The organism is Lactiplantibacillus mudanjiangensis (assembly GCF_005405385.1).
Lineage (GTDB): Bacteria > Bacillota > Bacilli > Lactobacillales > Lactobacillaceae > Lactiplantibacillus > Lactiplantibacillus mudanjiangensis.
On the sequence record NZ_BJDY01000005.1, the window covers coordinates 155,790 to 174,847 of the forward strand.

Genomic DNA, 19,058 nt, shown 5'->3' on the forward strand with positions numbered 1-19,058 from the left:
ACATCCAAGTCTGAAACTGAAAAGGCGTCCCCCAATTTTGGGAGACGCCTTTTCACTATATTGCTTATTTTGTGGCTAAGTAAGCGGGGAACAAAGCTTCATACATCTTAATAAAATCAAGATACATTGCTTGATCCAAATACTCATTTGGTTGGTGTGAAGACAAGTTACCGGGTCCAAAGACCGTATAATCTGCCCCATTTAAGTGATCAATTAAGAATCGCCGCGCATCAGTTCCACCTGGTGTACCCAAGGTTGGAATTGTCTTTTGATCAGCTGGCAAACCCAATTGTTTCATCACTTGTTGGTTCTGCTGTTGTTCAGCCGCCGTATACGTTGCTCGTTCAGCGTACGGCTGCGCAACTTGCTTGATCAGTTGTATCATGCGACTGTTGCCATCTCCGATCACCGGATCAACGACCATCTCAGCCTTTAAACTGATTTGTGCGTTATAAGTCTGATTAAATGTCGCGACCGTTTCATCGAAAACTTTTAATAGTTCGGCATTGCTGACTTCGGGGATCGTCCGTAAGTTCACTTGCGCGGTTGCCTGTCCCGGAATCGTATTGACCTGATTGCCACCGTGGACAACATCGATATTAAACAACGTTTCTGTATTCAACACGGGGTTAGTCTTGCCAGCAATTAATTGGGTGATATTGGTCTGCAACTGATAGAGTACATTAACCAAGTCAGCCAAGGCATTATGTCCTAAGCTTGGCATCGAACTGTGGGCGCTTTGACCAGCTGCATTAATCGTCATGTCAATCGACCCTGCTTGCCCATAACAAATTCGATAGCCCGTTGGTTCAGCAATCATTAACGCCGCGACATCCTGCATATAACCAGCAGCCGTTAAATCCGCGGCCCCTTGTTCTGCAAACTCTTCACCATATGTCGCTAACAATCGAATCGTGCCGTTTAGCGGTACTTGACGCTGTTTTAGCTCAATCATCGCAATCACTAACGCCGCTAAACCGCCCTTCATATCGTTAACACCGCGACCAATTAAATGACCATCAACCTTAGTTAACGTAAACGGATCTTGATCCCAGTCGTCAGGATTAACGGCGACCGTATCCATATGGCCAGAAATGGCTAGTACCGGTTTACCGCTGCCGATTTCTGCAACCAAATTAGCACGCCCATCTTTGGTCGGTAAGACTTCGCAAGTTATCTCGTTTTCCTTAAACAAATTGGCTAAATAAGTTGCCACTTCCAGTTCGTTACCATTAACTGACTGGATGTGAACCAAATCCTTTAAAATTTTGATTTTTGCTGTAGTTTCCATACATTTACCCCCATTTTTGCTAATAACTCAAAACTGCCTTCATTATGGCACCAATTTTACCAAATGGGAAGTATTTGCCATTTGCTTTTATGTCAACTGAACTTATTGTCTGCATTTTTTGTTTTCACGTGTAAACCATTCATTGAGATTCTTATTGACTAAAAATATCGAACAAAAAAAGTGGTTCAACCGCTGTATACTCAACGTTTGAACCACTTCTATTTACCACGATAACTGCGTTTATCACCCGCATGGGGATCGAACCCATAATTCCGCCTTGAGAGGGCGACGTCTTAACCAATTTGACCAGCGGGCAAATTCAATATTAATCTTACAAAAAGATAAGTAACTTGTCAATCGTTCATTTAGCACGCAGCCGCATAATCGTCACGATAACGAGCGCGATAAACAACAATAAACAGTATACTACGCTGCCCCAAAAGACCCAAGTAAGTAATTGCGGTAAGATAAATGTCCGCATCACGGCTAGACCTACCGCAGTCACTGCCCACACAATGAGCTGCTGTCGCAAATAATTAAACGTTCGTGTTAATTCCGCCGATGACATTTTAATCACACCCCTTAGTCTTAGTGTGCCTGTCTCGCACAATAAATTCAAGTAATTTCCGAGCGGTGCTTGACATGGTTTCACCTTAAAGCTAAAATTAAATAGTTGTTTATTGGGTATTCGCCAAATTGGTAAGGCAGCGGACTCTGAATCCGTAATTTACTGGTTCGAGCCCAGTATACCCAATTGGAACCATTCGATAGCGATCAATATGGCTTAGACGCTTGTGTTGATCGCTTTTTTGATACTTTCAAACATAGTTATTCACGGACTGGTTGGACCGCAGGCGAGACAAGTAGCGGGCAACAGCTGACCTCACCCGTTTGATCTTACATAAACGTATAAAAAAGCCCTCGACTACTGCAATAGTCGAGGGCTTTGGTGAAACATTGTGTTTCAGATCATTTATGCCTTCATTATAACAGGCCTTCACTCTAAGTGAAAGTATATTATATAACATATCTAAAGGTTGAAAGCTAGGTTTTAGCAATAATCGCTGATATGATAAGCATTCATCGATCAAAGGTAATCATACTTGCCACCTACCGTTCGCCCACAGCCGGCAGAATCGCTGGCTGGCGTAGGTGACAATTTAATCCAACTTAAGTCAATGTTGGTAAGGTTTCGACCAATACATTTAACTTTTAACCTTTAGTAACATATTTAAAAAAAAGTGCCAGATTCCTATCATACCGGCGATTGCCGGCCCCTTTTCCGCTATTTTTCAAGCAATATCACTTTACGACTTGCGTGACGGGTCTATAATAGAAGTGTAGATTGGTTAGTAACGGGCCGTTAACCGACTCGTTTTAGTAAACTTTAACTGTTGCAAACCGGAAAAAGGAGATCCTATTATTGGTATACAAAGATGTATTTGGTATTAATCATGATGATTGTCATATTGTTCAAACTCGTCATGAATTCAATCGTATCTTTATTGTTGAAAACGAAGTCGGGTCACGCTTTACTTGTATTAAGGACAATGCCCCATTAGAAAAGAAAATGTCGGGTCATTGGAAATACGCTAAAGCTAGTGACGCGCCTAAAAACTACGCAGTTCCTTATAAAGCTCAAAAACGCTAACTTAAGCTGAAAAGAGGATCAAGATGCACCTTTATAAACCTGTAACTAAGACTGACGGGCGCGCTAATCGCGCCGACAATCGTCACATTAATCCCTACTACGGCCAACATGGCGCTGCTTGGGTCAAAAACGGTAACGCCTCGCTATACAATGCCGAACATGAGCACTCCCAAGCCAAGTTACACTTACAACATCGGTTTGGTAAGGCAATGTATAACGTTTTATGGGCCGTTATCGCCATTATTTTGATGCTCGTTGGTGGCTTGATTATCTACTCTCTAGCAATTAACTTTTAAAAAATGGACGTTAAACCAAATCTGGTTTAACGTCCATTTTTTTAAATCCAACCAATGATTCTGCCGGCCATGGGGAACGTCCCTTAGCAAGCAGCCCAACTATTTCAAAAATGATTTCCGCGTCACCAAGCGATAGATCGCATCACTCAACCCAACCACAAAGACCAGTCCTAAACCGGCGATTTTTAACCACGGCCAGGCTTGGTTAATGCTATCGATTTTGCTTCCAATCCCGAAAACAAGTAACCCAATTAAAATCAAGATACTTTCGATGATATTTAAGTTTTTCACCTTGCCACCTCGTTTCTATCCTACTCATTATACTAAAAAACGTGATTAAAATCGGCCTTAACCAATTTTAATCACGTTTCAAGTTAAATTTTAAGGCTTATTTGTCTAAACGAGCCGTTAATTTAGCAGTTAATTCTTCATAGCCAGGTTTGCCAAGTAAAGCGAACATGTTGTTCTTGTAAGCTTCAACCCCTGGTTGGTTGAATGGGTTGATCCCGTTCAAGTAACCAGAAACAGCAACAGCTGATTCGAAGAAGTAAACCATGTAACCTAAGGTGTAGGCATCTTGGTTAGGAATATTAACGACCATGTTAGGCACACCACCGTCGACATGGGCCATAATAACCCCTTCGAAAGCTTTAGTGTTAACTTGAGCCATTGTCTTACCTTCAAGATACTTCAAACCATCAAGGTTTTCAGCTTCTTTAGGAATGTCAACGTCAGTAGTGGCGTTTTCAACTTTGATGACCGTTTCCATCAAGTTACGACGACCTTCTTGGATATATTGACCCAATGAATGTAAGTCAGTCGTAAAGTTAGCTGATGATGGGTAGATCCCCTTTTGGTCTTTCCCTTCGGATTCGCCCATTAATTGCTTCCACCATTCTGAGAACATCGCCATATTTGGTTCGTAGTTTTCAAGAATTTCAGTGGTGTAGCCCTTCCGGTATAAGATGTTCCGGTAAGCAGCATATTGATAAGCTTCGTTCTTCGTTAAGTCAGCGTCGCTGTAAACGTCCATGGCGTCAGCAGCACCCTTCATTAATGAATCGATGTCTCCACCAGAAACGGCAATCGGTAACAAACCAACTGGCGTTAAGACAGTGAAACGACCACCAACGTCATCAGGAATAACGAAAGTTTCGTAGCCTTCAGCATCGGATTCTTGCTTCAACGCACCGCGTTTGCGATCAGTTGTGGCATAGATCCGGCCCTTAGCGCCTTCTTCACCATACTTTTCAATTAACTTTTCTTTGAAGACCCGGAAAGCGATTGATGGTTCAGTCGTCGTCCCAGATTTTGAAATAATGTTAACAGAAAAGTCGCGGTCGCCGATTAAGTGAACTAAATCGTTGACGTATGATGATGAAATTGAGTTCCCAGCAAAGACAACTTGTGGGAATTTACGGTCTTCACGTGAAAGTGATGACCAGAAAGTTTCATGTAAGAATTCAATGGCTGCCCGTGCACCGAGGTATGAACCACCGATCCCGATTACGACTAAGACGTCAGAATCAGATTGAATCTTCTTTGCCGCCGTTTTGATGCGTGCAAATTCTTCCTTATCGTAATCTTTTGGTAAATCTAACCAGCCGCGGAAATCATTCCCGGCGCCAGTACCTTCACGCAGCTCCTTATCAGCAGCTGTGACCATAGCTTGCAATTCACCAAGTTCGTTATCATGAACGAAGTTAGTTAAATTAGAGCTGTCAAATGAAATGTGTGCCATTTATTATTACCTCTTTCTATACATATTTAACAACTCACATTATACAATACGAGTCGCTGGAATGAAAAGCGCTTCCGCCTGCTTTTTCTTAAATTTTCGCAATTTATGTAAAAAACAAGCATTTTTATGAAAAAAAGACCTGCTCAGCAACAGTTAATTACCAAGTCGGGTCTACTTTTGAATCGTTTTCAAATAATTTATTTAATTTAATAGTAAAAGTTTTACTAAGCCTTCATTAAGGATAAGGCAACCCCACCAACGATGACTAAAATCGAACCAATGATGACATAAATCATTTCGCGATGCGTCTTCCGTTCACCTAGCAGGTAAATACTCCCGAAAGTTGAGATAACGATCCCCATCTGTGATAAAGAGTAGGCAATAGCTTGACCAATTTGGGCCATCGCCATGAACATGAATAAGTTCCCGATACCCCAGACTAACCCGGTCACAATATTGCGATAGGTTGCTGTTTCTTTCCATGGACGATCTTTGAATGACCAGATCAAGGCCCCGATTAACATCCCGACCGCTTGTGGCATCACCACAGCTTGGGCATTCACGTTACCATAATGCACGACAATCGTGTAACCGGCATAGCCGACGGTGGATAAGATTAACGCCCGAATCCCAACTGACCAGTTTTCTGATCGTTGCACGTTAGGGTCAGTTTTATCAGTTAATGACGTTAAGACGGCCCCAAAGATTAAGACGATCACTGAGATCGAACCAATCCAATACATCCGGCCATGCCATTCGTTGAAGAGTAAAACCCCAGCCAACGCGTTGGCAACTAATTGCATCCCAGTTGAAATTGGCGTCGTCCGCGAAATCCCGACAGCTTTCATTGACGTAAATTGTTGACCTTGACCAACACTCCAGAAGAGTCCGGAGATAATCCCCGTTGCCCAAACCGCCGAGTTTAAAACAGGCTGTTTAAAGAGCCACAATACAATCCCAAATACCAAGGCACCCATGGTCATCCCGAGGGTCTGTTGCCGCGCAGAACCACCCATGTGACCGCTAATTAAGCCGATACTACCCCACGCAATCGCAGGAATCAGTGCAATTAGAATTCCCATTAATCTAAATCCTCATTTCTCTATGTTTTTTCTCTTATGTCTAGCGACAGAAAATAAGTTTAACAGGAAAGTAACCGTTTTACCAGTCATAATCAGCCTTACAGCGCGAAATATAAATATATTTATATTTTCATGAATTCGTTTTCTTTAGTGATAGATACCGTTTTCATCTTATGAAAACGGCCTCTTTTTTGACTAATAAATTTTTTTAATTTTACTGATAAAAGCAGCAAATTTTACCAATTATTTATCTAACGTCAACACTAAAACCTTGAGATAGTTGCTGGCAAGATAAGCCTTCTTGGTGACGAAGTCAGCTGGCAAACGGAACGTTTCCGTAATCGTATAAGACCGGTCACTACCGACAAACGCGGCTTCAACTGCCGCCTTAAACTTCTTCATTGAGAAGTTATTGGCCGTCGTTGCAACCACTAATTGTCCATCACGACGAACCGTTGGCAGCGCATCCGTCAATAAGTCGGTCAAATCAACTGCTACTTGGAATTTTTGCTTCTTAACACGTGCAAAGGTTGGCGCCGTCACAACGACCACATCATAACTCAAATGATGTTTAGCGGTGTAATCAAGATAACGATTAACTTCAATGGCCCGAATTTCATGCTTATCAGGATCAATATTATTAATCGCTAATTGTTCAGCCGTAGCGGTGGCACCCTTTTTGTTGGTTTCAATCGAAATAGTCTTAGCAGCACCAGCGACTGCCGCTGCAGCGGTAATCCCGTTTTCTTGGCTAAACAAATTCAAGACCGTCTTACCTTGTAATTCGGCACTTGCCAACCACTGACGGATGGGACGCATGTCTAACAACAAGCCGGTTGTTAAGTCATCTTCCAAATGTACGGGATAAGTCACTTCACCTTCAGTAACCAATAATGGTTCTGGCGCTGCCGTCCCCGTAACCAGACGACTCTTCAAGCTGCCCGCTTCAACATTAAAGCGCAACTTGGCGTAGAGGCCTTTGAATTGATGATCTGCGGCCGCTTCAAAGGCGGCATAAATCATTTCACGTTGTTTATAAACCCCTTCGGCATACCATGTGAAGACGTAATAATCGGTGTAATGGTCAATAGTGACACCACCTAGGCCATCACCTTCTGCGTTAAACACGCGTTGTGGTAGCGATGGGTCCATGGTCGTTGACCGCCGAACTAAAGCTTGTTTAAATAACTTCCGGAAATAATCCGTCGTCGGCGTTTCACTTTCATCTTGGCTTAACACCCAACCTAATTGGCGACGATGCTTCGCCACTAAGGCATAGCCCATAAATTGAGAACTTGCCATTAAAGCGACAAACGACCCATCGGTTAATTTCAAGCTAGGATCTTTTAAGTCATCTTGAACTAATAATGGATAACCATCCTTAACCTTCCGTTGAGAATTACCCGTAATTTGTACTCTTTGCATATTGTATCTCCTATTCATTCTTTCAGTTCTTATCTAAAGTAGCGGTAAATCGCTGTTCACAGCCGTTTTAAGTGTAACATATCCTGTCACTCAACCGTTAGTTATTACTGATGTCTCATCAGAATCTGTAGCAAAAAAACAGCCCCCTGTCGGCGACTGTTTTATCGTTAATCTTCAATAATTGGCTTGTCAAACCCTTCATCTGGGAACGTAACTGTAAAGCAAGTCCCCTGATTAGCTTCACTCGCGACATCAATCGTCCCACCATGTTGTTGAACCAATTGATGTGAAATGGCTAAGCCTAAACCAGATTCCCCATACTTGGTATTCTTACGTGATGGATCGGCCTTGTAATACCGTTCCCAAATATTTTTCACTTGATCGGGGGTCATCCCAATCCCGTGATCTTGGACTGCAATCACGGCCGCGTGTTCTGTCCGCTTAGCCGTTACTTCAATCACACTGTCTTGAGAGAACTGAATCGCATTTTGCATAATGTTAAATAGCACTTGCACAAAACGATCATAATCTGCCCAAACTGGCAATTGATCTGGCGCCGTCAGCTTAAAGGTATCCTTGGCAGCGGCCGCCTTTTTTGTGAGTTGTTCAACTAAGTTGTTTAAGACTTCCGTACCATCGAAATTGGTCTTGTTTAACGCAATCTGTCCAGTCCGAATCTTTTCATAGTCCAAGTTCTCATTCACTAAGCGAATAAGCCGCTTGGTTTCATTTTGCATTAACTCAATGGAATGACCTTTGTCTTCTTCAGGGATCACATCGTAGGCTAACCCTTCCAAAATACCGTTGATGGTCGTCAATGGTGTCCGCATTTCATGAGCAGCATCAGCCATAAATTCACGTCGGCGTTTTTCCTGGCGCTTGATCTCTTCATCTGAAGCCCGTAAAGAGCCCACCATGCCGTTGAAATCATCAGCTAAATCATCAATCTCGTCTTTGTGATTACTATCCACTTGAATATCAAAGTCTCCACTCGCAACAGAATGGGTGGCATACCGCAGACGATTGATCCGTCGAACCGAATAACGTGCGAGAATGAAACTCAATAGTAACGCCGCAATTCCAGAAACTAGCAAAGCAATAAAGAGATTATTTTCAATTTGTTGCTCATTGGCTTGCAAGGTCTGTTCAAACGATCCAATTGAGATTGCCCCAACGAATTTCTTCGTACTCCCACTCTTATAGAAGAGCGGAACTAGCACATCGATGGTCTTCAAAGACGGTTTGTTCACTGGTCGATCTTGACTGCGTGATTTAAAACTCACGTGTGGTGACTTGGTAATCGTCTTGTTGTTCTTTAACTTTTTCCAATCACTACTCGAAATACTCGGCGCATAAAAAGAACCCGTTGGCATGTTGCTTAACCCTAAGCTATTTGGATAAACGATCTTCTTGTTGGCATCATACACTGAAAAATGAATGTGTTGATCTCGCAAAATAGCCGTACTATCATTTAAAAATTGCTGGTTAAATCCCACGACTTTATGCGTACGGGTATTATACCGAATGGCTTCCTTTTCAATACTCGTTGCGTATTGTTGTAGTTGCTGCCACGAGTTTTGATAGATCATCGTTTTGGTCGTGCGGATAAAAGCAAATCCCAGCACCACAATCACCGTAATGATCACTGCAAAAAAGGACAACATTTGTTGATAGATCAGCTTCATTTAGCTTCAACTCCACTATCGTCGAACTTGTAGCCAACCCCCCAAACCGTTTGGATAATTTGTGGACCGGCCTTTTCGATCTTCTGACGTAACTTCTTAATGTGCGCATCAACCGTGCGTTCATCACCATAGTATTCATAGTCCCAAACCAACTGTAGCAATTGTTCACGTGAGAACACTTGGCGAGGCTTTTGGGCCAAGGTCTTCAATAAATCAAATTCCTTTGGCGTCAAATCTTGAATTGGCGTCCCCGCTAAGTAAGCTTCACGGGTCTTCGTATTCAACTTAAAGTGATCTGTTTGAACATCAAAATCACTAATCGCATCATCAGTTGGTTCACTAGGCGCCGTCTTACTAAAATCAGCCCGACGATGTAACGCTTTGATTCGCGCAATCAAGGTAATGGGTGAAAATGGCTTGGTGACATAATCATCCGCCCCCATTTCAAGTCCCAGCACTTGATCGCTTTCAGAATCGCGAGCCGTTAGCATGATGATTGGTACAGTTGGCGAAACTTTGCGAATATCTGCACTAACTTGCATGCCGTCTTTGCCTGGTAAGTTCAAGTCTAACGTGACCATATCCCAGCTATCCGCTTCGGCCTTAAACATGTCAACGGCTTCGTTACCATCATAGGCAAAGTGAGCGTCCCACTTTTCTTTCTTAAAAAACATCGCCATCATTTCTGAGACGGATTTATTATCTTCAATCATTAATAATTTCATTAACGGATTCCTCCAAATTACGCATTTTAATGTTTTAGTCAAGCCCGTAATCACTGACACACTAACAAGTCAGTGCCTGCTTCCAAGTATCATCATACCCCACTTGTGACTAATTATCAGTCTTAGTATATCAACAAATTACTAACAATGCGTGGTCGGTTTGTGAAAAAAGTATGGCGAAAACTCGATAGCCATGGGTTCAACTGACCTAATTTTTGAAGGAATGAATTGGTGCTGGAATGTGCCCACCACGTTGAATGAACGCTTGTGGTTGACTCGGATTAACTGCCATCACTGGCGCACGACCGAATAGGCCACCAAATTCAACACTGTCACCAACCTTTTTACCAGTTGCCGGAATTACGCGAACAGCCGTTGTCTTATTATTAATCATCCCGATAGCCGCTTCATCAGCAATCATCCCACTGATTGACGCCGCCGAGGTCTCACCTGGCACCGCAATCATATCTAGACCAACGGAACAAACCGCCGTCATCGCTTCCAATTTTTCAACACCTAAATGACCGGCTTCAACCGCGCGAATCATTTCAGCATCTTCAGAAACTGGGATAAACGCACCAGACAAGCCCCCGACATGTTCACAAGCCATCACGCCACCTTTTTTAACGGCATCATTTAGTAACGCTAAAGCCGCGGTGGTTCCGGGCGCCCCAACTTGTTCTAACCCGATTTCTTCTAAAATCTCTGCAACCGAGTCACCTTCGTTCGGTGTTGGTGCTAAAGATAAATCGACAATGCCAAATGGGACGTTTAAGCGTTCAGCCGCAATTGACCCGACTAATTGGCCCATCCGTGTTACTTTAAAGGCCGTCTTCTTAATTTGTTCAGAAACCACATCAATAGACTGGCCGCGGACTTGCTCTAAGGCCCGTTTGACGACGCCGGGACCACTAATCCCCACGTTGATCACACGATCGGCTTCACCAACCCCATGAAACGCACCGGCCATAAATGGATTATCATCGACCGCATTAGCAAAGACCACTAAACTCATACAGTTTACCGGATCATCAGTGGCAATTTGCTTGATCACACGGCCCATTTCGCCAACAGCATCCAAGTTAATTCCGGCCCGTGTCGACCCAACATTCACGGAACTGCAAACTCGTGTAGTTTCAGCTAAGGCTTGTGGAATTGAGGCAATTAAGGTTCGATCGCCATTTTGATACCCTTTTTGTACGAGCGCTGAAAAGCCCCCGATCAAATCAACCCCTAAAGCCACCGCGGCACGTTCCATTGTTTGGGCATAGGCAACATAATCGTGATCACCACTGGCCGCCGCGATTAGGGCAATTGGCGTCACCGCGATCCGTTTGTTAATAATCGGCACACCATATTCAGTTTGAATCTGATCCGCGACAGTGACTAGATCACGAGCACTAGTCGTAATTTTATCGTAGATTTTTTGTCGCGCCTTAACGCCATCACTGTCAATACAATCAAACAGCGAGATGCCCATCGTGATTGTCCGAATATCTAGATTCTCTTCGGCAATCATTTGAATTGTTTCTAAAATTGATCGACTTTCCATCACGGCCTCCTATAATTTTTGAATTGCATCAAACAACGCTTGCCGTTGAATCCGAATCGTCAAGCCAGATTGTTCACCTAACTTATCCAAAGCCGCTTTTACGGCCGCAAAGCTCAAGACTTGATCATCCCACTCACCAGAGAGCATCATCGTAAAATTGTGATCCATTAAGGTTTGAGACATATCCACAATATTAATTTTTAATTGGGCCAGTTCGTTAGCGACCGTAGCAACAATCCCAACTTGATCCTGACCCACAACCGTAATAATTGCTTTCATGAAAAATCCTCCAGATTAAAATTTAATAAGAGCACTTGTTGCCCATATCATAGCATGGGCTCACCCTAAAAGTCAGCCCTTTTCAAATCTAAGTCGAGATTTCTCATCTCATCACTGGTGAGCGTTTTATTAAGCGGTTACAATTATAATCACATGAAGAATCGCTGAAAACGCCGGGTTGTCAGGCAGAGCTTTGCTATAATAATCAACATTGACTTTATAATTGGGACTAAGAATAAAGGGGTTGGCTAATTTGAGTTTGAAGACATTTGGGGTGTGGGTTCGATGACACAACAACATCATTTAAAAGGCGTGTTACTAGCAAGTGTTGCGTGTATTTTATGGGGAATTTCAGGCGTTGCTGCGAGTACGCTCTTCCAATTAAATCCACATATGACAGCGCTCTGGTTGACCCAAGTCCGGATGATTATTGCCGGGATTATTCTCATTATTATGGGACAACTTACCGGCGCAAAACCATTTAGGATTTGGCGCCATCGTCGTGACAGCATCCAACTTGTAAGTTACGGCTTGTTGGGCTTAGTTCCCGTGCAGCTCTGCTACTTTGAAGCGGTCCGCTTTGGGAATGCACCAATTGCAACGATTATTCAATTTTTAGGACCATTCATCATTAGTATTTATTTCTTCCTATTTAAGCATGTGACGCCACGTCGCTCTGAAGCCGTTGGAATGCTCATGGCTTTTATCGGAACCTTGCTCATTGTTACCCATGGTCATTTAGGGAGCTTAGCCATTTCACCAGTGGTCTTATTTTGGGGCGGATTATCAGCGATTGGGGTCGCTACTAATACGTTGATTCCGCGACGCATTTTAACTAAGTACGGTGCCCAAACAGTGACTGGCTGGGGATTACTAGTCGCCGGTATTTGTTTAAATGTTTTTCAACCACTCTGGCAAGTCCATGTCAGTTTGACCGGATCAGCGATTAGTTTGCTCGTGGTGATCATTATTTTAGGAACTGTTTGTCCGTTCTTAATGTTTGCCAACAGTTTGAGTTACATTTTACCGACAACTGCTAGTTTAATGGATGCATTTGAGCCTTTGGCGGCGACCATCTTTTCAATCGCCTTTTTGAATGTTCAATTGACGAGTTTTGATCTCATTGGCGGACTTTTAATTATTTTAGCCGTTATGGCTTTATCGCTCAATGTGCGCAAGATGATGGGCTTTTTGCATCGGCGGACGGAATAGAAAATACTGATTCAAAACCACTTTATTTACTCTAGTTCCCCTTAAGATCGACAGATGAACAACAATAATTCATCTGTCAATTTTAAGGGGATTTTATTATATTCAGAATTAGATTTGAACAATATCTTCGTTACTTCACAATCCGGTAACACACAAAAAGCAGCTTTACTATGGTAGTAATACCACGGCAAAGCTGCTTACAAAGAACTTAACAAAAACTGGCACACTCAGTTTATTTTTGAGGCCACTATTCTAAGCTGTGCGTTGTACTCAGTTGATAATACCATTGGCCTGATTTCTTTAATGTTTTAACTTGAGTATGAATATCATCGCGAATCAATCCATAGCGATTATGATAAGCATTCTTCCAAGACCAACAATCAATAGCCGTCCAAACAAAGTATCCCAAACAATTACTACCAGCCATTATCCCTTTATTCAAAGCTGTAAGGTGATCTTTAATGAACTTGATTCGATAGTCATCTTGAATAACCCCATTGGCATCCATAAAGCGTTCTTCATTCGCAACGCCCATGCCGTTTTCTGAAACAAACCAAGGAATATTATGATAATTATCACGAATATTTATCGCAATGTCATAAAGTGCATCTGGGTAAATCTCCCAATCTTTATCAACATTCATCACTCGGCCAGGCATATCATAATCATCAAAATAAATATCCGGCATCCAATCTGTTAAACTCAATGGCGAAATATCTGGTTGCTTGACCCGAAATGGATGGTAATAATTGACACCCACTAAATCAACGGTATTTTGTGCAATGAGCTCTAATTCAGTAGGAGTTGCATCCCACAAAACATTATCATGTGATAAAACATCCGTTAATCGTTTTGGAAAAGTCCCTAAGATTGCTGGGTCAAGAAACATATTATTTGACCAATCCTCAGCAAATTCAGCAGCCTTTATGTCCGCTGGATCATTGGAGGCTGGATACGCTGGGGTTAAGTTAAGTATAGTCCCAATCTTATCATCCGTATCACCTAAAATCTTACGGAATTCTGCAACAGCTTTAGCAGAGGCTAGATTCAAGTTGAACGCAACCTGAACTGCCTTAGAGCCGTCTTTTAATAATGGATAATGAAATTGATATAAATATTCACCATCAAGAATCACTTTAGGCTCATTAAAAGTGAACCAATACTTAACCCGATCACCAAAAAGTTGAAAACATTGAGCAGCATATTTAGCAAACAGATCGACAACATGTTTTGACTCCCAACCACCGTACTTTTGATACAGTTCAACTGGGAGATCAAAATGGAATAAATTAATATAAGGTTCTACACCGTTATCAAGCATTGCATCGATGATATGATTATAAAAATCTACCCCAGCTTGATTGACTTCAGCCGTCTCAAAATCTTTGATAAGTCGTGACCATTGAATAGAAGTCCGTAAGGCTTGAATACCAGCATGTTTCATTAACGGGAGATCACTTTGATAGCTATTATAAAAATTAGAAGCCGTATCTGGGCCAACCGATTGATAAAAGGCCTCCGGATCCTTCGCATACCAATAATCAAAAACATTCTGGTGAAGTTTATCAAAGTTACCCTCACTTTGTGGTCCTGAAGTAGCCGCCCCAAATGTGAAATTATCTGGGAATTTAATCATTTTGTTTAGCCTCCTGATGTTCTTGTATAAAGTCAAACGCTGCTCCTCGCAAATTAGCCTCATCGGTAAAATGACATGCAACTACGGTTGGCTTAATCGATGCAATTTCAACAACTTTACGTATCTTTTCAATTTCTTGATTAACTGCTGATACTAGTTGTGGATTATTTGAAACGGCACCGCCTAAAACTATCATTTCTGGATCAAAACTATATTGTAAATTGTAAATAGCCTTGGCTAGCGTATGATACATTACTTGCACTTCCGCTTGGGCCGAAACACATCCCTGATCAGCTAAATCAAAAACTTGTTTACCAGTAAGGGGGGCTTGTTCAGGGTGATTAGCATTGTACCGATTAGCCACTGCTACCGAAGTTCCTAGATTGCTTAAAGTCGATCGATCATCAACAAGTGTAAAGCCAAACTCACCACCAAATAGATGAGCACCATGCCAAATTTGATGATTCATAATAACTGCCCCACCGACACCAGTACCGATAATCAAAAAACAAAGGCTATTAACATTTCGACCAGCACCACCTGCTAATTCCGCTAAAGCAGCACAGTTGGCATCATTTTCCATACTAATTGGCAAATCAAAATATTTTTCTAGTACTGATTGGATCTTAAAATTATGGATGTATGGTAATGCACTGGCTCCTTCAATGATGCCAGTCCGTTTATTGACTGCTCCGGGTGAACTGATACCAACACCAACAATTTTATAATCTTGTTTCATCTGATTGATTTGGATAGTCAGTTGTTCATAAAAACTATTTAAATCTTTTGGTGTCGCAATCCTAGTCCGTGAAACAAGCTGACCATCTTGCCAGACGGCAAATTTAATGGTTGTACCCCCAATATCAATTAATCCAATTGGTTGCATTACTTTCATTCCCCTCAATCTGATAACTAAATGGTGTCAGCGGGTCACCCAATTCGTTAAAAATCGTCAGTTGTGTATAGTTCTCATATTGATAGCGAACCGCCGTTACTTCAGCACAATCATGTAACACAATGCGTTGATCATCTATCTTTCGAACAATTCTCTGAACCCACTTATGCCCAACCTTTACTTGCATGGTCGTATTCGGTCTAACTTCTAACTGATGAACTTGGCTAATATTAAACACAACATCATTACCAATTCGCTGTATATCAATGACCACTGGCGTCTGATGATAGTCTTGACCACTCAGCAAACGACCAATTCGTTCGCCTAACTGACGTTTAGACGTTGGATGAATATTATGTCGTTCCCCAGTGTCGCTACCCGATATCAAGTTCACATTTGGCTGCAGATTAGCAACTGTTAATTGTGCTTGCCGAATCTTAGGCCAAGCCTCAAAAGGTTCATCCTCATAACCAGGTAGTTGAATAATATTAAATACTAGCGATGTATCCGCTAACATTTTTCGCCAACTCTGAATTAATTTTGTCAACATCACTTGATAGATATCAGGCTGTGACGCATCGTTTTCACCTTGATACCAGACTACCTGATTGAACGTATAATGCTGTACTTGGCACACCATCGTATGATATAAACCGCATGGCCGTAGGAAGCTGGTTGGTGACAGTGGTGGTGGCCAAGGTGTATGTCCTACATGGTTTTTAGCATCACTTAGTGATATTTTTGGATTAGCCGCTTGAAAGGCCGCCAAGTCCGTATTATGTTGATTAACCGCTCGCTGATAACTTTGCATTTCTTGTGCATAGTCTGCAACTGTTTTCCCCGTAGTTGCAGCTTCAAACGGCGTCAAAAATGTTTTTATTAAAGTCGTATCACTTCTCAAGACATCTTCCGAAACCCACGAAGAAATTGATGTTCCTCCCTTATAACAGTCAACAATGCCAATCGCAGTCTGTGGTAGTCGTCGTTGTAGCTCTTGACTTAGCCAATAGCCAATAGCTGACATTTCAGCCATGTTATCACCACATAACTGATTCCAAGTTGGCTTTCGCAAATTTTGAGGTGTAACGGTACCATCCTGAGAGACATATTCAATTTTTGGAACGTTATAGTAATAAACATTAGCTAATGGCGTTTGTTGCCGTATTTGCGCATATTCATGATCATTTTGAATTTCGTACTCAATATTAGATTGACCGGCCATCAAAAAAACCAGGCCAAAACGTAATTCATGTATAATAACCGACTCATAACCATCATCAACTTGGATCGTATACACACCACGACCATCATTAATTGGTTGAAAAACAGCATTCCACCGACCATTAGCTGTACTCATTACTTTTCTAATTTGTTGACCAATCGTGACTTGAATTTGAATTTCAGCCGCTGACCAGCCACTAATTTGGAAAGTCTTACCAAGTGGCAAAACTAGCTTGTCACTAAATATCGTGTCTAGTCCTAATGCCATTTAGCTACCCCTTTGCTACTTTCAGCTGCACAATTTCTTTCTGTAAATTAATGACTTTTTCAGCCATGGTCATCATAATGTCTGCCGCCATGAAATGATCTTGAGAATGAATCAACATAATCGTTTTTTCCACTTTTTCACCATTCATTTCATCAGTCATCCACTTGGTCTGAATATTATGTGCTTCATGTAAAGTTTTGCGAGCTTCATTTAACTGTGCTTGTGCCGCATTAATCTCACCGCTCTCAGCCTTTTGCATGGCTTCAATACACAACGATTTAGCATTACCAGCAACCGAAATCAGCTGCATTGCCCGTTCTAATTGTTTTTCATCCATTTAAAGTTCACCTCTTAAAATACTATTCGGCTAATTTAGGATCAGCCTTAGTTGCCGAAATCTTTTTATCAATATCAGGATTCAATTTATTGTCCACTTGAATAAATGGGATATAAATTGCCGTTGTAGCAACCACAATAATTGCCTGAACGATCAGTCCTTTAATCGATCCTGTATATAGCAATCCTGAAATTAAAGTTGGGACTGTCCAAGGAACATTGTTGACAATAGGTGCAATAAAACCGATTTTTATGAAGAAGTAACCGATATAAAAGGCTAATGGTTGTGCGACCACCCACGGAATAAAGTAAAGCGGGTTCAGAATAATCGGTAAACCAAAAGTGATTGGTTCCGAAATGTTGAAAATTGCTGGCATAATTGCAATTTTTGAAATCTTCTTTGCAGCCACTCGCTTTGAGAACAACATCAGCGCCAAGACTGGTGAAACTGAGCATGATCCTGCGGCAATGGTTGAGAAGTTCATGAAAAGCGATGAATAGATGTGATGGGCTTGTCCTAACATATTTTGAGTATCATTGATATTCCAAGTCAGCCCAAAAATAGGTCCCCAAATTGAGGTTGGATGAATCCCAAACCACTGCAATAAACTCCAGGTTGTTTGTGAAACAAAAGCAAATAATCCAGTACCAGAAATAGCCAACGCTGGTTTTTGTAGTAAAGTTAATAATAATTCCGGCATGGTTTCGCTCGTGAAAGTAGTACTAATCCCTGTCAAAATGATAAACACACCCATGGTACAAACACCAGGAATTAATGATTCAAAACTACGTGCAACTGCAGGTGGCACTGAATCAGGCATTTTAATCGTAATATTACGTTCCAAAATTTTATTATAAATCCAAACCGCAAAACCACTAATTAGTAGTGCCGCAAAAACCCCCTTAGTTCCAAAGAAACTAGTATCCATATAATTTAAAACATCAATAGCTTTTTTGGAATCAGTTGGTGTGTATTGGAACTTCCATGGCATACAGATAAAGAAGGCCCCTAGAGCATACAATACAGAAGTCATATGTTCTTTTGATTTTGGAAAATATTTGCGGGAAAACGTATGTGAAAAAATAACAACTAACAAAACCGCAAATGTATTCAAAGAACCATTTGAAACTAAACCAATCAAATTACCGGTCGAAGTCAACCCATTGAATAGTCCTGACTTTTCCCATGCTGACCAAGAACCAGCAATCATCTTACCTAAGCCAAACCCTTGTTTTCCAAAAACCAAACCATTTGTCGGGTCAACAAAGACGTTTTGAATCATGATTGCAAAACCAGCAATCATTGAAGTTGCTGCCACAATAATAAATGAATCACGTAATGTTAATAGCAATTTATTAGCGGCAATTTTACCAGCATATTTCGTAAAGTTGGCTTGAAAATTTTGCCAACGCCCCCCGTTTGTGTTCATCAGCCTTCAATCCCTTCTTGAGCTAACCGATCAACTAACACTTGACCATTCATACTCCCGAATTCTTGCATCGTTAATTTGATAATCTTAGTATCCGGATAACTCTGTTTCACTTGGTCATATGCCCAACCAATTTGTGGTGCTAGCATGATAACATCAACACCACCACCAACTTCATCGACCATCCCAAGATCGTAAGCATCGACTTGAACATCTTTATGTTCCGAATCATAAACTTTCTGCATCTTTGAACCAACCAAACTAGTTGACATCCCACCACTACAGAATAAAGCAATTTTCAATTGAGCCATTACGACTACCTCCTAAATATTT

General features: G+C 41.6%; 19 protein-coding genes and 2 tRNA genes. 4 read left to right on the top strand and 17 right to left on the bottom strand.

Annotated elements, in window-relative coordinates; all coding sequences use genetic code 11:
- Positions 1-64: 64 nt before the first annotated feature.
- The 3 genes from FFM84_RS11880 to FFM84_RS11890 form a co-directional block, all read right to left on the bottom strand.
- Complete coding sequence (locus FFM84_RS11880; protein WP_130845616.1) at positions 65-1,291, bottom strand: ArgE/DapE family deacylase; 1,227 nt, start codon at positions 1,289-1,291, stop codon at positions 65-67.
- A 243-nt stretch (positions 1,292-1,534) separates the two neighbouring features.
- A tRNA-Glu gene (locus tag FFM84_RS11885) sits at positions 1,535-1,607 on the bottom strand.
- Between the two features lie 45 nt (positions 1,608-1,652).
- On the bottom strand, positions 1,653-1,859 hold the full coding sequence (locus FFM84_RS11890; RefSeq protein WP_130845615.1) for a hypothetical protein: 207 nt from the start codon (positions 1,857-1,859) through the stop codon (positions 1,653-1,655).
- Positions 1,860-1,972: 113 nt separating this feature from the next.
- Between FFM84_RS11890 and FFM84_RS11895 the strand changes: the two genes are divergently transcribed.
- The 3 genes from FFM84_RS11895 (at position 1,973) to FFM84_RS11905 (ending at position 3,238) form a co-directional block, all read left to right on the top strand.
- Positions 1,973-2,045, top strand: a tRNA-Gln gene (locus tag FFM84_RS11895).
- A gap of 669 nt (positions 2,046-2,714) precedes the next feature.
- A complete protein-coding gene (locus tag FFM84_RS11900) occupies positions 2,715-2,942 on the top strand; it encodes a hypothetical protein (protein ID WP_165444350.1) in 228 nt (75 codons plus the stop codon).
- Between the two features lie 23 nt (positions 2,943-2,965).
- Complete coding sequence (locus FFM84_RS11905) at positions 2,966-3,238, top strand: hypothetical protein (RefSeq protein WP_130845613.1); 273 nt, start codon at positions 2,966-2,968, stop codon at positions 3,236-3,238.
- Between the two features lie 99 nt (positions 3,239-3,337).
- On the opposite strand, the gene FFM84_RS11910 is transcribed toward FFM84_RS11905, so the two are convergent.
- The 8 genes from FFM84_RS11910 to FFM84_RS11945 form a co-directional block, all read right to left on the bottom strand.
- Complete coding sequence (locus FFM84_RS11910; RefSeq protein ID WP_130845612.1) at positions 3,338-3,529, bottom strand: hypothetical protein; 192 nt, start codon at positions 3,527-3,529, stop codon at positions 3,338-3,340.
- Between the two features lie 97 nt (positions 3,530-3,626).
- Positions 3,627-4,979, bottom strand: a complete 1,353-nt coding sequence (locus FFM84_RS11915) for a glucose-6-phosphate isomerase (RefSeq protein WP_130845611.1) — start codon at positions 4,977-4,979, stop codon at positions 3,627-3,629.
- Positions 4,980-5,203: 224 nt separating this feature from the next.
- Positions 5,204-6,061, bottom strand: a complete 858-nt coding sequence (locus tag FFM84_RS11920; RefSeq protein ID WP_130845610.1) for a GRP family sugar transporter — start codon at positions 6,059-6,061, stop codon at positions 5,204-5,206.
- Positions 6,062-6,304: 243 nt separating this feature from the next.
- Complete coding sequence (locus tag FFM84_RS11925) at positions 6,305-7,486, bottom strand: class I SAM-dependent methyltransferase (RefSeq protein WP_130845609.1); 1,182 nt, start codon at positions 7,484-7,486, stop codon at positions 6,305-6,307.
- Positions 7,487-7,653: 167 nt separating this feature from the next.
- Positions 7,654-9,171, bottom strand: a complete 1,518-nt coding sequence (locus FFM84_RS11930; protein ID WP_130845608.1) for an ATP-binding protein — start codon at positions 9,169-9,171, stop codon at positions 7,654-7,656.
- Positions 9,168-9,896 (bottom strand): winged helix-turn-helix domain-containing protein, encoded by a 729-nt coding sequence (locus tag FFM84_RS11935; RefSeq protein WP_130845607.1) that lies wholly within the window; start codon positions 9,894-9,896, stop codon positions 9,168-9,170. The genes FFM84_RS11930 and FFM84_RS11935 overlap by 4 nt, the downstream gene beginning before the upstream one ends.
- 208 nt (positions 9,897-10,104) lie before the next feature.
- Positions 10,105-11,448 carry a PFL family protein gene (locus tag FFM84_RS11940; RefSeq protein ID WP_130845606.1) on the bottom strand — a complete coding sequence of 448 codons (1,344 nt, stop codon included), beginning with the start codon at positions 11,446-11,448 and terminating at the stop codon, positions 10,105-10,107.
- Between the two features lie 9 nt (positions 11,449-11,457).
- A complete protein-coding gene (locus tag FFM84_RS11945) occupies positions 11,458-11,727 on the bottom strand; it encodes an ACT domain-containing protein (RefSeq protein ID WP_130845605.1) in 270 nt (89 codons plus the stop codon).
- Positions 11,728-12,012: 285 nt separating this feature from the next.
- On the opposite strand from FFM84_RS11945, the gene FFM84_RS11950 reads away from it, so the two are divergent.
- On the top strand, positions 12,013-12,939 hold the full coding sequence (locus FFM84_RS11950) for a DMT family transporter (RefSeq protein WP_130845604.1): 927 nt from the start codon (positions 12,013-12,015) through the stop codon (positions 12,937-12,939).
- 247 nt (positions 12,940-13,186) lie between these two features.
- Here FFM84_RS11950 and FFM84_RS11955 read toward each other — a convergent pair whose 3' ends face one another.
- From FFM84_RS11955 to FFM84_RS11980, 6 genes are read right to left on the bottom strand one after another with little or no spacing between them, the layout of a single operon-like run.
- Positions 13,187-14,575 carry a glycoside hydrolase family 1 protein gene (locus FFM84_RS11955; protein WP_130845603.1) on the bottom strand — a complete coding sequence of 463 codons (1,389 nt, stop codon included), beginning with the start codon at positions 14,573-14,575 and terminating at the stop codon, positions 13,187-13,189.
- Positions 14,568-15,461 carry an ROK family protein gene (locus FFM84_RS11960; protein ID WP_130845602.1) on the bottom strand — a complete coding sequence of 298 codons (894 nt, stop codon included), beginning with the start codon at positions 15,459-15,461 and terminating at the stop codon, positions 14,568-14,570. Before FFM84_RS11960 ends, FFM84_RS11955 begins: the two co-directional genes overlap by 8 nt.
- Positions 15,439-16,959, bottom strand: coding sequence for a sialate O-acetylesterase (locus FFM84_RS11965; RefSeq protein WP_130845601.1), 1,521 nt, complete (start codon positions 16,957-16,959; stop codon positions 15,439-15,441). Before FFM84_RS11965 ends, FFM84_RS11960 begins: the two co-directional genes overlap by 23 nt.
- A gap of 4 nt (positions 16,960-16,963) precedes the next feature.
- Entirely contained in the window at positions 16,964-17,296 is a 333-nt protein-coding gene (locus tag FFM84_RS11970; protein ID WP_130845600.1) for a PTS lactose/cellobiose transporter subunit IIA, read from the bottom strand.
- A gap of 22 nt (positions 17,297-17,318) precedes the next feature.
- On the bottom strand, positions 17,319-18,725 hold the full coding sequence (locus FFM84_RS11975) for a PTS sugar transporter subunit IIC (RefSeq protein ID WP_130845599.1): 1,407 nt from the start codon (positions 18,723-18,725) through the stop codon (positions 17,319-17,321).
- Positions 18,725-19,036: a PTS sugar transporter subunit IIB gene (locus FFM84_RS11980; RefSeq protein WP_130845598.1), complete on the bottom strand. Its 312-nt coding sequence runs from the start codon at positions 19,034-19,036 to the stop codon at positions 18,725-18,727. The genes FFM84_RS11975 and FFM84_RS11980 overlap by 1 nt, the downstream gene beginning before the upstream one ends.
- Positions 19,037-19,058 lie beyond the last annotated feature (22 nt).

Bases quoted from the DNA above. Each gene is read 5' to 3' on its own strand.
- FFM84_RS11950 (WP_130845604.1), top strand. From the start codon at position 12,013: ATGACACAACAACATCATTTAAAAGGCGTGTTACTAGCAAGTGTTGCG.
- FFM84_RS11920 (WP_130845610.1), bottom strand. From the start codon at position 6,061: ATGGGAATTCTAATTGCACTGATTCCTGCGATTGCGTGGGGTAGTATC.
- FFM84_RS11905 (WP_130845613.1), top strand. From the start codon at position 2,966: ATGCACCTTTATAAACCTGTAACTAAGACTGACGGGCGCGCTAATCGC.
- FFM84_RS11890 (WP_130845615.1), bottom strand. From the start codon at position 1,859: ATGTCATCGGCGGAATTAACACGAACGTTTAATTATTTGCGACAGCAG.
- FFM84_RS11915 (WP_130845611.1), bottom strand. From the start codon at position 4,979: ATGGCACACATTTCATTTGACAGCTCTAATTTAACTAACTTCGTTCAT.
- FFM84_RS11975 (WP_130845599.1), bottom strand. From the start codon at position 18,725: ATGAACACAAACGGGGGGCGTTGGCAAAATTTTCAAGCCAACTTTACG.
- FFM84_RS11880 (WP_130845616.1), bottom strand. From the start codon at position 1,291: ATGGAAACTACAGCAAAAATCAAAATTTTAAAGGATTTGGTTCACATC.
- FFM84_RS11945 (WP_130845605.1), bottom strand. From the start codon at position 11,727: ATGAAAGCAATTATTACGGTTGTGGGTCAGGATCAAGTTGGGATTGTT.
- FFM84_RS11955 (WP_130845603.1), bottom strand. From the start codon at position 14,575: ATGATTAAATTCCCAGATAATTTCACATTTGGGGCGGCTACTTCAGGA.
- FFM84_RS11930 (WP_130845608.1), bottom strand. From the start codon at position 9,171: ATGAAGCTGATCTATCAACAAATGTTGTCCTTTTTTGCAGTGATCATT.
- FFM84_RS11935 (WP_130845607.1), bottom strand. From the start codon at position 9,896: ATGAAATTATTAATGATTGAAGATAATAAATCCGTCTCAGAAATGATG.
- FFM84_RS11940 (WP_130845606.1), bottom strand. From the start codon at position 11,448: ATGGAAAGTCGATCAATTTTAGAAACAATTCAAATGATTGCCGAAGAG.
- FFM84_RS11970 (WP_130845600.1), bottom strand. From the start codon at position 17,296: ATGGATGAAAAACAATTAGAACGGGCAATGCAGCTGATTTCGGTTGCT.
- FFM84_RS11980 (WP_130845598.1), bottom strand. From the start codon at position 19,036: ATGGCTCAATTGAAAATTGCTTTATTCTGTAGTGGTGGGATGTCAACT.
- FFM84_RS11965 (WP_130845601.1), bottom strand. From the start codon at position 16,959: ATGGCATTAGGACTAGACACGATATTTAGTGACAAGCTAGTTTTGCCA.
- FFM84_RS11925 (WP_130845609.1), bottom strand. From the start codon at position 7,486: ATGCAAAGAGTACAAATTACGGGTAATTCTCAACGGAAGGTTAAGGAT.
- FFM84_RS11960 (WP_130845602.1), bottom strand. From the start codon at position 15,461: ATGCAACCAATTGGATTAATTGATATTGGGGGTACAACCATTAAATTT.